Here is a 13706-nt window from a genome sequence, read left to right on the forward strand (position 1 = left end):
CTTCGAAGCCGCCGGGATAGGTCTTGCGGACGCTGCGCAGCGTGACGTTGGCCATTACTTCTCCGTCTCCACCAATCCGCGCACGAACAGTTTCTGCATCACGACGACGACGAACACCGGCGGCAGCATCGCGAGCAGCGCGGTCGCCATCACCACAGGCCATTCGGTCAGCGCGTCGGTCGTGGTGATCATCTTGCGGATGCCGACCTGGATGGTCTGCATGTCGTCGCGCGTGGTGATCAACAGCGGCCAGAGATACTGATTCCAGCCGAGGATGAAGAGGATCACGAACAGCGCGGCCATGTTGGTGCGCGACAGCGGCAGCAGCGTATCCCAGAAGAAGCGGAACGGGCCCGCGCCGTCGATGCGCGAGGCCTCCAGCAATTCATCCGGCACGGTCATGAAGAACTGCCGGAACAGCAATGTCGCGGTGGCTGACGCAATCAGCGGCAGCGACAGGCCGGCATAGCTGTCGAGCAGATGCAGGTCGGCGACGATCTTGTAGGTCGGATAGATGCGCACCTCGACCGGCAGCATCAAGGTGATGAAGATGGTCCAGAAGATCGCCATCCGGAACGGAAAGCGGAAATACACGATCGCATAGGCCGAGATGATCGAGATCGCGATTTTGCCGACCGCGATCAGGAGCGCCATGATCAGCGAGTTCAGCATCATGTTGAGCACCGGCTCGCGGGTCGAGCCGCTCGTGCCGACAAACAGCGTCTGGTAGTAAGTCTCGAGGAAATGGCCGCCGGGCAGCAGCGACATCTGGCCGTTGGCGATGACGGCGTTGTCCTGGGTCGAGGCGACGATGGCCAGATACACCGGGAAGGCGACGATCGCGATCCCGATCCACAGGATGGCGTGAGCCAGATAGCGCTGGAAGCCCTCTTCCTCGACCATCAGTAGGTCACCTTGCGTTCGACGAAGCGGAACTGGATGCCGGTCAGCACGACGACGATGACCATCAGGATGACCGATTGCGCCGCCGACGAGCCGAGATTGCCGCCGAGCAGGCCATCCGTATAGACCTTGTAGACCAGCGTCTCGGTCGCCTTGCCGGGACCGCCGCGGGTCATCGTGTCGATGATGCCGAAGGTGTCGAAGAAGGCGTAGACGATGTTGATGACCAGGAGAAAGAAGATGGTCGGCGACAGCAGCGGGAAGATCACGGTCCAGAACCGCCGCATCGGGCGGGCGCCGTCGATCGCAGCGGCCTCGATCACGCTCTTCGGGATGCTCTGGAGTCCCGCGAGGAAGAACAGGAAATTGTAGGAGATCTGCTTCCAGGCCGCGGCGAGGATGATCAGGGTCGCCGCCTGGTCGCCGTTGAGCAGCGGATTCCAGTCGACGCCCATGGCGCGCAGATAGCGCGACAGCACACCGAGCGAGGGATGCAGCATGAACACCCAGAGCACGCCGACCACCGGCGGGGCGACGGCATAGGGCCAGATCAGCAGCGTGCGGTAGAGCGTCGAGCCGCGCAGCGGCTTGTCGGCCATCACCGCGAGCAGCAGCGCGAACGACAGCGAGGACACCGCGATCGCGAACGAGAACGCGAAGGTCCTGACGATCGCGGCGAAATAGGCCGGGTCCTTGAACAACTCGAGATAGTTCTCGAACCACACGAAGGTGGTCGAAAGGCCGAAGGCGTCCTGCAGCAGGAAGGATTGGATCACCGCCTGCGCGGCCGGCCAGTAGAAAAAGATCAGGACGATCGCGAGTTGCGGGGCAACCAGCGCGTAAGGCAACAGCTTTGATTGGAAAATCGCTTGCTTTTGCATGGTCTCGGAAGAATTGGCAGGCCGCGTGCTTGCGGCCTGCCGGGTGCCTAAAGCATGATCCGGAAAAGTGCGGAGCGGTTTTCCGAAAAGATCACGCTCAAACAAGAAGCCAAAGCGCGGTGACGATTCAACCCGATCTTCATCGCGCTTTAGCGCATCATGTCAGTGGACGGCGGTCTTTTCAAACTGCCGCAGCATCTGGTTGCCGCGCTCGACGGCCGAATCCAGCGCCTGCTTGGCGGTCTTCTTGCCGGCCAGCGCCTGCTCGATCTCCTCCGACCACATGTCGCGCAGCTGCACCATGTTGCCGAGGCGCAGACCGCGGGAGTTCTCGGTCGGCTCCTTGTTGGTGAGCTCGAGCAGCGGGGTCTCCAGATAGGGCTGGTCCTTGTAGAAGCCCTCTTCCTTGGCCTTGGCGTAGGCGGCCTTGGTGATCGGCAGGTAGCCCGAGGCCTTGTGGATCCAGATCTGGCGATCGGTGTCCGAGAGGAAGGTCAGGAACTTGGCCACGCCCTTGTATTCCTCGGCCGACTTGCCGCCCATGATCCAAAGCGAGGCGCCGCCGATGATCGAATTCTGCGGCGCGCCCTTGGCGTCGGGATAATAGGGCATCGGCGCTGCGGTGAAGTTGAACTTGGCCTGTGCCTTGACGTTGCCGAAGAACGCCGACGAGGTCAGGTAGATCGGGCATTCGCCCGAGGTGAAGCGGCCCTCGCCGGTGTTGGTGCGGCCGGCATAGTCGTAGGTCTTGTCCTTTTGCAGGTCGACCAGGTTCTCGAGATGCTTGACCTGCAGCGGGCCGTTGAATTCGAGCACGGTGTCGAAGCCGTCGAGGCCGTTGGCCTTGCTGGCGAGCGGCACGTTGTGCCAGGCCGACAGCTGCTCGAGATTGACCCAGGTGACCCACGAGCCGGAGAAGCCGCAGGTGGTGTAGCCGGCCGCCTTCAGCTTCTTGGCGTCCTCGAACACTTGCGGCCAGGTCTTCGGGATCTCGGCGATGTTGGCCTTCTTCAGCGCGTCGAGATTGACCCACATCACCGTCGACGACGAGTTGAAGGGGAACGACAGCATCTCGCCCTTGGAGGTCGAGTAGTAGCCGGTGATCGCGGGCAGATAGGCGCTCGGATCGAACTTCTCGCCGGCATCGGCCATCAGCTTGTAGACCGGTTTGACGGCGCCGGTGGCGGCCATCATCGTCGCGGTGCCGACCTCGAACACCTGCATGATGTGCGGTGCGTTGCCGGCGCGGAATGCCGCGATGCCAGCGTTCATGGTGTCGGCGTAGCCGCCCTTGTAGGTCGGGATCACCTTGTAGTCGGATTGCGAGGCGTTGAAGTCGTTGGCCAGCTTGACGATGACGTCATTGTTGGCGCCGGTCATCGCGTGCCACCACTGAATCTCGGTCACCGCAAATGCAGGCGACGCGAATGCGAGCGTAGCGGCGGCTACAGCAGCAGCGCCAAGTCGTCGAAAAATCATCAAAAGCCCCTCCCGGTTGGAACGTCATCTTTCGTTGCGCGCGTTATCAGCGCCGGATGACGTTCAAATGACCGTATAAACGAAAGCCATCGTAGGGGGGAAGCCGCGACAAAGGGAAGCGGTAAAAAAAGGCGGAGATCGCGGCCGGCTCCGTGCGGTGCCACGCCGGACGCGACGTTGCACCGCAGGACTGACGTGTAGTCGCCGGTTTGAGCCGGCGCCTGCCCCGCATCAAATGCGGGACAGGCTTTGCACGAATACGCGGTCAGCGCTTGCGCTGGGGACCACAGACCACGCCCTTTTCAACCAGGCCGGTGATCTCATCCCTGGAGTAGCCGAACTCGCCCAGCACCTCCGCAGCGTGCTGGCTGAACTTCGGTGGCGTGCGGCGCAGGCTCGGCTTGGTGCGTTCGAGGCGGATCGGCGAGGCGACGCCCTTGTACCAATCCTTCTCGATGACGTCGCCGCGATGGATCGTGTGCGGGTTGGTCAGCGCCTGGTCGATCTTCTGCACCGGGCCCGCCGGCAGGCCGGCGGCGAGCAGCCGATTGCACAGCGGCTCGGCCTCGTGCTGGCTGGAGACAGCGGCAAGCTCGGCCCGCAGCGCATCGCGGTTGGCGATGCGGTCCTTGTTTCGGGCAAAGCGCGGATCGGTGCCGAGCTCGGGCTTGCCGATTTCCTTGGCGAGCTTGCGGAAGGTGCCGTCATTGCCGACGCCGATGAAGATGTTGTCGGTCTTGGTCGGGAAGATCGCATAGGGCACGAGGTTCGGATGCTCGTTGCCGGTGAGCGACGGCGGCTTGCCATGCATGAAATAGTTCGCGGTGTGCGGATGCATGATCGCCAGACCCGTCTCGTACAGCGTCGTCTCGATGAACTGGCCGAGCCCCGAGCGCTGCCGCTCCGACAGCGCCATCAGGATGCCGATCGCCGCATAGAGCCCGGTCGTGATATCGACCAGCGGCACGCCGATGCGCATCGGGCCGCTCTCCGGCGAGCCGGTGGCGGCGATCATGCCGGTCATCGCCTGAATGATCGCGTCATAGCCGGGATTGCCGCCGCGCGGGCCATCGGCGCCGAAGCCGGAGATCCGGCAATGCACGAGTCGCGGAAATTTCGCGCGCAGCACGTCGTTGCCGATGCCCCATTTGTCGAGCGTGCCCGGCTTGAAATTCTCGATCAGCACGTCGGCGGTCTCGAGCATCTTCATCAGCACCACGCGTCCACCCTCGGATGCGAGGTCGAGGCCGATCGAGCGCTTGTTGCGGTTGATGCCGACGAAATAGGCCGCGTCTTCCTCATGGAAGGGAGGGCCCCAGTCGCGCACCTCGTCGCCGGCGGGCGGCTCGACCTTGATCACGTCGGCGCCGTGGTCGGCGAGAATCTGGGTGCAATACGGGCCGCCGAGCACGCGTGTCAGATCGATCACGCGCAGTCCGGTCATCGCGCCCGTGGCTGCTGGGGTATTCATGGAAACAACCTTCGCTCAGTTGGGATCGGAAAACGAGGGTCCCAGAGCTAACGGTCTTCAGGCGGAGCAGCAATGCTTCCATCGGCGCAGGCCCATGCAACGGGCGGCGCGTGCGTTCGCCAAGCGAACTGGCATCCGAAAAACAATGGTCCGCCACGTATCGTGGCGGACCATTGCGCGATGTGGAATTAGACGACGGTCAGCTTGACGTCGACATTGCCGCGGGTGGCGTTGGAATAGGGGCACACCTGGTGGGCCTTCTCGACCAGCGCTTCGGCGTCCGCGCGGGACAGGCCGGGCAGCGAGACGGCGAGGTCGACGGCGAGGCCGAAACCGCCTTCCGAGCGCGGACCGATGCCGACCGTCGAGGTCACCGCGGCGTCGGCGGGAACCTTGGGGCCACCCTGCGAGGCCACGAACTTCATGGCGCCGATGAAGCATGCGGCATAGCCCGCCGCGAACAGCTGCTCCGGATTGTTGCCGGCGCCGCCGCCGCCACCGAGTTCCTTCGGGGTCGTCAGCTTGACGTCGAGCGCGCCGTCGAGGGTTGCCGCATGGCCGTCGCGGCCGCCGGTTGCCTTGGCGCTGGTCTTGTAGAGCACGTTCACAGACATCGTGGTCTCCCTTGGTTTTGGACGTGGGCTTGAAGGATTGGGCTTTGAATTCGACGGCCTCTGTATCGCACACAATCGAATTGTGCACAATATAAATTATGCGGCCTCACATTTAATTGTTCGCAATTGAATTCGCGGTCCCGTGAGCCCAGAATGACCCGGAAACGAGATGGATTCGATGACGATCATGGTCAGGAAACAGACGGCGGCGGACCAGGCGCTGCGGCTCGACAACCAGATCTGCTTCGCGGTCTATTCGACCGCGCATGCCTTCAACCGCGTCTACAAGCCGCTGCTCGACCGACTCGGGCTGACCTACCCGCAGTATCTCGTGATGCTGGCGCTGTGGGAGCGCGACGACGTGCCGGTGAAGGACCTCGGTGAGCGGCTGTTCCTGGATTCCGGCACGCTGACGCCGCTCCTGAAGCGGCTCGAGGCCGCGGAGCTGATCAAGCGGACCCGCAGTACACAGGACGAGCGGGTGGTGCTGATCGCGCTGACGCAGCAGGGTCACGCGCTGCGCGAAAAGGCCAAGGCCGTCCCGCAGTCGATTCTTGCGGCCTCGGACTGCACGGTCGGCGAGTTGCTGGCGATGAAGGATGAGATCGTCGCGCTGCGCGACCGGCTCAATGCGGTGCTGGGAGAGTAGGGGGGCGTGGCACGCGGCGCGGCCGTCATGGCAGCGCCGGCACTCTGCAAGTTGCGCACTGGAAATCGCTGCCGCGCTCGTCGCGGCGAATCTCGAAGCCCTCCGGGATCAGATCGATCCGGTTTCTGAAGGGGGTGACTTCCGAAAGCTGGGCATGGCCTGTGCGCTGGCGCCTAGGGCACCGCAAGAATTCCGTCCAGGTGGAATTGCTCATGGCTTGGCGTCCGTTGGCGCCGGACAGGGTAGCAGCCAATGGATCGCCGGGCTTTGTTCTGGATCAAAAACGGCGGGCGGAGATCGTCGCGCTGCGCGATCAGGGCGGTCAGAGGCGCTTCTTGTCGAACGCGCGGCCGGATGCCGACTTCAGATATTTTTCAAAAGCAACGGCCTGCTTCTCGACGCTGAAGGCGACGTAAGTCTTCAGCCGCCAAGGCCCATATTTGGATGTATGGGGCACTTCGCCAGCATTGTGCTTGGCCAGTCGAGCTCGCAGGTCGTCTGTGAGACCGACGTAGAAGTGCAGGCCGTCGAGGCTTTCGAGAATGTAGACGTATTTCATGACGCTCCCCGCGCGGCGAATAGGGAGCATGCTAACGCATTTGAATTCGGTGAGAGCCCGGCTTCGCCCTTCGGGCTACGCCGCGGCAGCCTTCGCTCACTTCGCTACGAGGGACTTCCCCAGGCTTGCCGAGCCGTAGCTCGCGAAGCGAGCGAAGGCTGGTGGAGCCAGGCGGGATCGAACCGCCGACCTCTTGCATGCCATGCAAGCGCTCTCCCAGCTGAGCTATGGCCCCTTATCCAGTGGGATGATCCTGGGGGATCAATCCCGATCCGCGCGGCCTAAACGACTCGCGCGGGAGCACCGTTGATCATAGATCGGCGCCGATCTCAAGTCTCTTCGTCACCGCCGACGTCACCAATGATGTCGGTCACGTCCTCATCGCCCTCTTCCTCGTCGGCGATGAAGGTCGAATCGTCGTCGTCATCGTCATCGATGGTCTCATCGACCTCGATATCGTCCTCGGATTCGGGAACCACGGCCTTGACCTTGCCGGTGTTCTCCTCGGCATCGGCCTCCTCGAGCGAGACCAATTCTTCGGTCTCCGCCGCCTCTGGCTCGGCTGCGGTTGCCGGCGAATGCACGGGCGCGCCGCGGCCCCGCGGCGGGGCAACCGGCGCGATCGGTACGACCTCGCCGGTGTAGGGCGAAATCACCGGATTCTTGTTGAGGTCGTAGAACTTCTTGCCCGTGGTCGGGCAAATGCGCTTGGTTCCGAGCTCGGACTTAGCCAACGTGGTCATCCCAGAATTTTGCTGAAAAACGGTGCTTCACTTGGCTAGTTGAGCAGCCGCTGTCAATAGCGGTTTGCGCGCAAGTGACGGGCGCGTGACGCGGTGTTGCCTATGTGATACCTGCCGCGGCGCGAGAGGACACAATCTTGGCCCATTCTGACACCCCGACCCCGCTGGAATCGCGCGCCTGCGGCCCCCTGGCCGGCAAGGTCCGCGTTCCCGGCGATAAATCGATTTCCCACCGTGCCCTGATCCTGGGGGCGCTTTCGGTCGGCGAAACCCGCATTTCCGGCCTTCTAGAGGGCGAGGACGTCCTCAATACCGCCAAATCCATGCGCGCGCTCGGCGCCAGGGTGGAGCGGACGGCGCCGTTTACCTGGTCGGTCGCAGGCGTCGGCGTCAGCGGCTTCGCCCAGCCCGCTGCTCCGCTCGATTTCGGCAATTCCGGCACCGGCTGCCGGCTGGCGATGGGCGCGGTGGCCGGCTGTCCGATCGCGGCCGTCTTCGACGGCGACGCCTCGCTGCGTACGCGGCCGATGCGCCGGATTCTCGACCCACTGGAGCTGATGGGCGCCCGAACCAGCGACATCCGGGAGGGCGGCCGGCTGCCGCTCACCCTGCACGGCGCCCGCTATCCGGTGCCGATCGTCTACAAGACCCCGGTCGCCTCGGCCCAGATCAAGTCTGCGGTGTTGCTGGCTGGCCTCTCCGCGCCCGGCATCACCACCGTGATCGAGCAGGAGGCGAGCCGCGACCACACCGAGCTGATGCTGAAGCATTTCGGCGCCGAGATCTCCTCCGAAAACGAGGGCAGCCATGGCCGCAGGATCTCGCTCAACGGCGAGCCCGAGCTGCACGGCGCCCAGGTCGTGGTGCCCGCCGATCCGTCCTCGGCGTCGTTCCCGATCGTGGCGGCGCTGATCGTCGAAGGGTCCGATGTCGTGTTCTCCGACGTGATGACCAATCCGCTGCGCACCGGCCTGTTCACGACGCTGCGCGAAATGGGCGCCTCGATCGAGGAGAGCGGCGTGCGCGGCGATGCCGGCGAGCCGATGGCGCAATTGCGCGTGCGTGCCTCGAAGCTGAAGGGCGTCGAGGTGCCGCCGGAGCGCGCGCCGTCGATGATCGACGAATATCTGGTGCTGGCGGTTGCGGCTGCGTTTGCCGAAGGCGCCACGATCATGCGCGGCCTGCAGGAGCTGCGCGTCAAGGAATCCGATCGTCTGGAAGCGACTGCGGACATGCTGCGCGTCAACGGCGTCAAGGTCGAGGTATCCGGCGACGATCTGATCGTCGAGGGCCGCGGCCACGTTCCGGGCGGCGGTCTCGTCGCCACCCATATGGATCATCGCATTGCAATGTCGGCGCTGGTGATGGGCTGTGCTTCGGATCGGCCGGTGAAGGTCGACGACACCGCCTTCATCGCTACAAGTTTTCCGGACTTCATTCCGATGATGCGCGCACTCGGAGCTGACTTCGCATGATCATCGCCATCGACGGACCCGCCGCCTCCGGCAAGGGCACGCTCGGCAAGCGGCTCGCCCACCACTACGGCTATCGCCATCTCGACACCGGCGTGATCTATCGCGCGGTGGCTTACGCGATGATGGCGCAGGGCGCCGACCTCAACGATGAGGCGCTGGCCGTGACCGTCGCGCTCGAGCTCGACCCCGAGAAATTCGGCAACCCGATCCTGAAGACCCAGAAGGTCGGCGAGGGCGCGTCGGTTGTTTCGGCCTTCCCCAGGGTGCGCGAGGCGCTGGTGAACTTCCAGCGCCAGTTCGCCGCCGATCCGCCCGGCGCGGTGCTGGATGGACGCGACATCGGCACCGTGATCTGCCCGGATGCCGACGTGAAGATCTTCGTGGTCGCCGACCCCCGCGTGCGGGCGCGGCGGCGCACGCTGGAGGCGCGTGCCCGCGGCGAGGATGCCGACGAGGAGGCGGTGCTGGCTGACATCCTCAAGCGCGACGAGCGGGACCAGAACCGGGCGATTGCGCCGTTGCGGCCGGCTGCGGACGCCCACACGCTGGACAATTCCAACCTCGACATTGAGGCCGGCGTCCGCGCCGCCATCGCGATCGTCGAGGCGGCGCGCGCCAAGCGCTAGACAAGCGCCGGAATCGTCGGCATCGGGGGCCCTTTAGGCCCGAAAGCCCAGCAAAATGGGGCATTTCCTGCTTGCCGAAGGCGGCTCGCGGGGCTATATCAGCGCCGTTCGGAGCACCATCGACCATGTCGAGGCCGTGTCTGAGCGGGCCGGCGATGGGTTTTAGCCCTTGCCGCATCTGGAGGAACGCCCGCTCCCAGGTCTTGCAGTCGATATTTACGCAGTCAGGCTCCGGATCAATCAAACGTACCGAACGTGCAGTTTTGCTGCCGGCCCGCTGTTGCACCTCCTGCAATGAGCGGCCGTCAGGGTTTGCGGAACCCTGACACTTCACGCGCGGTGCGCCCATCAACCCGAACTGCCGGCAAGATCCCGCACTGGAGATCAAATGGTTTCGAATTCTGCGTCTTCTTACACCCCGACCCGCGACGACTTCGCGGCGATGCTTGATGAGTCCTTTGCCGGCGGCAATCTGCAGGAAAGCTCGGTCATCAAGGGCAAGGTGGTTGCAATTGAGAAGGACATGGCCGTCATCGACGTCGGCCTGAAGACCGAAGGCCGCGTCGCGCTGCGCGAATTCGCCGGCCCCGGCCGTGAAAGCGACCTGAAGGTCGGTGACGAAGTCGAGGTGTTCCTCGACCGCATCGAGAATGCGCTCGGCGAAGCCGTGCTGTCGCGCGACAAGGCGCGCCGCGAGGAAAGCTGGGGCAAGCTCGAGAAGGCGTTCCAGAACAACGAAAAGGTCAACGGCGTCATCTTCAACCAGGTCAAGGGCGGCTTCACGGTCGACCTCGACGGTGCGGTGGCCTTCCTGCCGCGCTCGCAGGTCGACATTCGTCCGATCCGCGACGTCGCGCCGCTGATGAACAACTCGCAGCCGTTCCAGATCCTCAAGATGGACCGCCGCCGCGGCAACATCGTGGTGTCGCGCCGCACGGTTCTCGAAGAGACCCGCGCCGAGCAGCGCCAGGAGCTGGTGCAGAACCTCGAAGAGGGTCAGGTGATCGACGGCGTGGTCAAGAACATCACCGATTACGGTGCGTTCGTTGATCTCGGCGGCATCGACGGCCTGCTGCATGTGACCGATATCGCCTGGCGCCGTGTCAACCACCCGACCGAGGTGCTGACCATCGGCCAGACCGTGAAGGTCAAGATCATCAAGATCAACCACGAGACGCACCGCATCTCGCTCGGCATGAAGCAGCTCTTGGATGATCCGTGGCAGGGCATCGAAGCCAAGTACCCGCTGGGTGCCCGCTTCACCGGCCGCGTCACCAACATCACCGACTACGGCGCGTTCGTCGAGCTCGAGCCGGGCATCGAAGGCCTGATCCACGTCTCCGAGATGTCGTGGACCAAGAAGAACATGCACCCCGGCAAGATCGTTTCGACCTCGCAGGAAGTCGAAGTGCAGGTGCTGGAAGTGGATTCGGTCAAGCGCCGCATCTCGCTCGGTCTCAAGCAGACCATGCGCAATCCCTGGGAAGTCTTCGTCGAGAAGTTCCCGGTCGGCTCGACTGTCGAAGGCGAGGTCAAGAACAAGACCGAGTTCGGTCTGTTCCTCGGTCTCGACGGCGACGTCGACGGTATGGTCCATCTCTCCGACCTCGACTGGAAGCTTCCGGGCGAGCAGGTCATCGACAACTTCAAGAAGGGCGACATGGTCAAGGCCGTGGTGCTCGATGTCGATGTCGAGAAGGAGCGTATCTCGCTCGGCGTCAAGCAGCTCGAAGGCGACCCCTTCGCCGAGCCGGGCGACGTCAAGAAGGGCGCGGTCGTGACCTGCGAAGTGCTCGAAGTGAAGGAGAGCGGCATCGAGGTCCGGATTTCGGGCACCGAGTTCACCACCTTCATCAAGCGGTCCGAGCTGGCCCGCGATCGCAACGACCAGCGCGCCGAGCGCTTCGCCGTCGGCGAGAAGGTCGATGCCCGCGTCATCCAGTTCGACAAGAAGGCCCGCAAGGTGCAGGTCTCGATCAAGGCGCTGGAAGTTGCCGAAGAGAAGGAAGCCATCGCGCAGTACGGCTCCTCCGATTCGGGTGCGACGCTTGGCGACATCCTCGGCACCGCGCTGAAGAACCGGGGTACCGACAAGTAAGGCATCGCCGATTGAGGCGAGCAATTGGGGCCCCGGCGCAAGCCGGGGCCCTTTTGTTTGAAGCTATGCTGGTTGCCCGTAGCCCGGATGGAGCGGAACGAAATCCGGGGCTCTGTCCCGGCGATGGACTTCCCGGATTACGCTTCGCTCCATCCGGGCTACGGATAAGCGCGGGGCCTTGTTTTCTTCAAATTGCGCCGCAATTGATGTATTTGGCTAAGCAGATAGTGACGCTGCGACTGCAAAACGCGCGGATTGCGCGCTGACTATTCTGGAGAGATCGGATGTCGCTGGATTCAGATGTGATCGTCGACCGCCGCCGTATCAGGCGCAAGCTGACGTTCTGGCGCGTCGCCGCTGCGGTCATTGCGATCGCGGCGATCGTCGGCGTGGGTGTGATCGCCGCCGGCGGGCGCGGCAGCTTCTCGACCTCGAACGCGATCGCGCGGATCAACATCGATGGACTGATCCGCAGCGACCAGGAGCGCGTCGAGGCGCTGGAGCGGCTCGGCAAGTCGAGCTATGCGGCGGTTGTCGTGCACATCAATTCGCCCGGCGGCACCACCGCGGGCTCCGAGCAGCTCTACGACTCGCTCATGCAGTTGAAGGCGAAGAAGCCGCTCGTCGTCGTGGTCGAGGGATTGGCTGCCTCGGGCGGCTACATCACGGCGATCGCCTCCGATCATATCGTCGCCCAGCAGACCTCGCTGGTCGGCTCGATCGGCGTGCTCTTCCAGTTTCCGAACGTTTCCGAATTGCTCAAGACCGTCGGCGTGAAGATGGAGGAGATCAAGTCCTCGCCGCTGAAGGCAGCGCCCAATGGCATGGAGCCGACCAGCCCCGAAGCCCGCGCCGCGATCGAGGGCCTGGTCAAGGACTCCTATGCATGGTTCCGCGGATTGGTGAAGGAACGGCGCGGCATGGACGACGCCCTGCTGGAGAAGGTCGCTGACGGCCGCGTCTTCACCGGCCGGCAGGCGGTCGATCTCAAGCTGATCGATCAGCTCGGGGACGAGAAGACCGCGATCGCCTGGCTGGTCGCGGAGAAGAAGATCAAAAGCGACCTGCCGGTGCGCAATTACAAGCTTAATCCGCGATTCGGTGACCTGACCTTCCTGCGCAGTGCGGCGTCGATGACGCTCGATGCGTTCGGCCTTGGCGCCATCGCGCGGCGGATCGAGCAGGGCGGCATGGCCCAGGCGGTCGACCGGTTCGGGCTCGACGGCATGCTGGCGCTGTGGGCCCCCGGAGGAACCAACTAGTCGGCTGTCCAATGCGTGCTTGGGCGTGCTCATCAGGCTATTCCCGCTCTGCGGGAATCGGCGCATGCCCCAATTGGGCTATTTGTCACGCGATTTCACGGCGCCCTAAATCGATTTAGCGTCTTGACAGTGCACGGCATTTTCACGGAAATGGGTTTCCGCAAGAGCCCGGATCCCATTTTCGATGATCAAATCCGAACTTGTTCAGCGTATCGCCGAGCACAACCCGCACCTCTATCAGCGGGACGTCGAGAACATTGTGAATGCGATTCTCGATGAAATCGTCGCGGCGCTAGCGCGTGGCGACCGCGTCGAGCTGCGCGGTTTTGGCGCTTTCTCGGTGAAGCATCGCCCGGCCCGTGCCGGCCGCAATCCGCGTACCGGCGAGCATGTGCCGGTCGACCAGAAGAGCGTGCCGTTCTTCAAGACCGGCAAGGAAATGCGCGAGCGCCTCAATCGCGACGAGGCCGAGGCGGGAGCCTCCAGGATCGACGCGCCCAAGGCTAATGCTTAAGGCTGACGCTTAGCGCGACGCCCGGCGTTGTCGTTGCGGCGGGCGATGGGCCCGCACTTTCTCCATCGCTGCGAGAGATGGTCATGCGAAAGTTCTTCACGGCAGTCGTCGTCATTCCGCTCGGACTGATCTTCATCATCTTTGCCGTCGCCAACCGCCACTGGGTGACGGTGTCGTTCGATCCCTTCGACTCTGTGACGCCGACGGTTGCGGTCACACTGCCGCTGTTCGTCGTCATCATCGCCTCAGCCATCCTCGGCGTGATCGCCGGCGGCATCGCGACCTGGTTCCGGCAGGGGCGCTGGCGCCGCGCCGCCCGCCAGCACGAGGCCGACGCCCGCCATGTCCGTACGGAGCTCGCCGACCTCAGGGCCGCCGCCTCCCGGGACGACGCGCATCGTCGTTCGGCCCCGGCCAGCTGGGCTTTACGGG

Annotated in this window: 14 protein-coding genes and 1 tRNA gene; 7 read left to right on the plus strand and 8 right to left on the minus strand. The window is 63.8% G+C overall.

The features are described from left to right. Positions 1-54: 54 nt before the first annotated feature. The 5 genes from ugpE to H8A95_RS36465 all read right to left on the minus strand — a co-directional run bounded on the left by ugpE (position 55) and on the right by H8A95_RS36465 (position 5348). Positions 55-903, minus strand: coding sequence for a sn-glycerol-3-phosphate ABC transporter permease UgpE (ugpE, locus tag H8A95_RS36445; protein ID WP_229187477.1), 849 nt, complete (start codon positions 901-903; stop codon positions 55-57). Further along, positions 903-1784, minus strand: coding sequence for a sn-glycerol-3-phosphate ABC transporter permease UgpA (gene ugpA / locus H8A95_RS36450; protein ID WP_229187478.1), 882 nt, complete (start codon positions 1782-1784; stop codon positions 903-905). Before ugpA ends, ugpE begins: the two co-directional genes overlap by 1 nt. Before the next feature lie 162 nt (positions 1785-1946). Continuing rightward, positions 1947-3263: a sn-glycerol-3-phosphate ABC transporter substrate-binding protein UgpB gene (ugpB, locus tag H8A95_RS36455; RefSeq protein ID WP_229187479.1), complete on the minus strand. Its 1317-nt coding sequence runs from the start codon at positions 3261-3263 to the stop codon at positions 1947-1949. Between the two features lie 265 nt (positions 3264-3528). Next, positions 3529-4734, minus strand: coding sequence for a CaiB/BaiF CoA transferase family protein (locus H8A95_RS36460; protein ID WP_229187480.1), 1206 nt, complete (start codon positions 4732-4734; stop codon positions 3529-3531). A gap of 188 nt (positions 4735-4922) precedes the next feature. Continuing rightward, entirely contained in the window at positions 4923-5348 is a 426-nt protein-coding gene (locus tag H8A95_RS36465; RefSeq protein WP_024584324.1) for an organic hydroperoxide resistance protein, read from the minus strand. A gap of 187 nt (positions 5349-5535) precedes the next feature. Between H8A95_RS36465 and H8A95_RS36470 the strand changes: the two genes are divergently transcribed. Beyond that, a complete protein-coding gene (locus H8A95_RS36470) occupies positions 5536-5997 on the plus strand; it encodes a MarR family winged helix-turn-helix transcriptional regulator (protein WP_229187488.1) in 462 nt (153 codons plus the stop codon). A 322-nt stretch (positions 5998-6319) separates the two neighbouring features. On the opposite strand, the gene H8A95_RS36475 is transcribed toward H8A95_RS36470, so the two are convergent. From H8A95_RS36475 to H8A95_RS36485, 3 genes are all read right to left on the minus strand, one after another. Next, complete coding sequence (locus H8A95_RS36475; RefSeq protein WP_229187481.1) at positions 6320-6556, minus strand: GIY-YIG nuclease family protein; 237 nt, start codon at positions 6554-6556, stop codon at positions 6320-6322. Between the two features lie 159 nt (positions 6557-6715). After that, positions 6716-6791: transfer RNA gene (locus H8A95_RS36480), tRNA-Ala, on the minus strand. A gap of 94 nt (positions 6792-6885) precedes the next feature. Next, positions 6886-7290, minus strand: a complete 405-nt coding sequence (locus tag H8A95_RS36485) for a TIGR02300 family protein (RefSeq protein WP_229187489.1) — start codon at positions 7288-7290, stop codon at positions 6886-6888. A 146-nt stretch (positions 7291-7436) separates the two neighbouring features. On the opposite strand from H8A95_RS36485, the gene aroA reads away from it, so the two are divergent. The 6 genes from aroA to H8A95_RS36515 all read left to right on the plus strand — a co-directional run. Then, positions 7437-8774: a 3-phosphoshikimate 1-carboxyvinyltransferase gene (gene aroA, locus H8A95_RS36490; protein WP_229187482.1), complete on the plus strand. Its 1338-nt coding sequence runs from the start codon at positions 7437-7439 to the stop codon at positions 8772-8774. Continuing rightward, the gene (cmk, locus tag H8A95_RS36495) at positions 8771-9400 is read left to right on the plus strand and encodes a (d)CMP kinase (RefSeq protein ID WP_229187483.1); all 630 of its coding nucleotides are present in this window, start codon (positions 8771-8773) and stop codon (positions 9398-9400) included. The genes aroA and cmk overlap by 4 nt, the downstream gene beginning before the upstream one ends. 388 nt (positions 9401-9788) lie before the next feature. Then, the gene (gene rpsA / locus H8A95_RS36500; protein ID WP_076863580.1) at positions 9789-11498 is read left to right on the plus strand and encodes a 30S ribosomal protein S1; all 1710 of its coding nucleotides are present in this window, start codon (positions 9789-9791) and stop codon (positions 11496-11498) included. Positions 11499-11782: 284 nt separating this feature from the next. Next, positions 11783-12760, plus strand: coding sequence for a signal peptide peptidase SppA (gene sppA / locus H8A95_RS36505; protein ID WP_229187484.1), 978 nt, complete (start codon positions 11783-11785; stop codon positions 12758-12760). A 184-nt stretch (positions 12761-12944) separates the two neighbouring features. Continuing rightward, complete coding sequence (locus H8A95_RS36510) at positions 12945-13274, plus strand: integration host factor subunit beta (protein WP_229187486.1); 330 nt, start codon at positions 12945-12947, stop codon at positions 13272-13274. Positions 13275-13351: 77 nt separating this feature from the next. Then, a partial coding sequence (locus tag H8A95_RS36515) for a LapA family protein (protein ID WP_420839511.1) occupies positions 13352-13706 on the plus strand: 355 nt, incomplete at its 3' end.

Origin of the sequence: Bradyrhizobium oropedii, from assembly GCF_020889685.1 — a bacterium.
Lineage (GTDB): Bacteria > Pseudomonadota > Alphaproteobacteria > Rhizobiales > Xanthobacteraceae > Bradyrhizobium > Bradyrhizobium oropedii.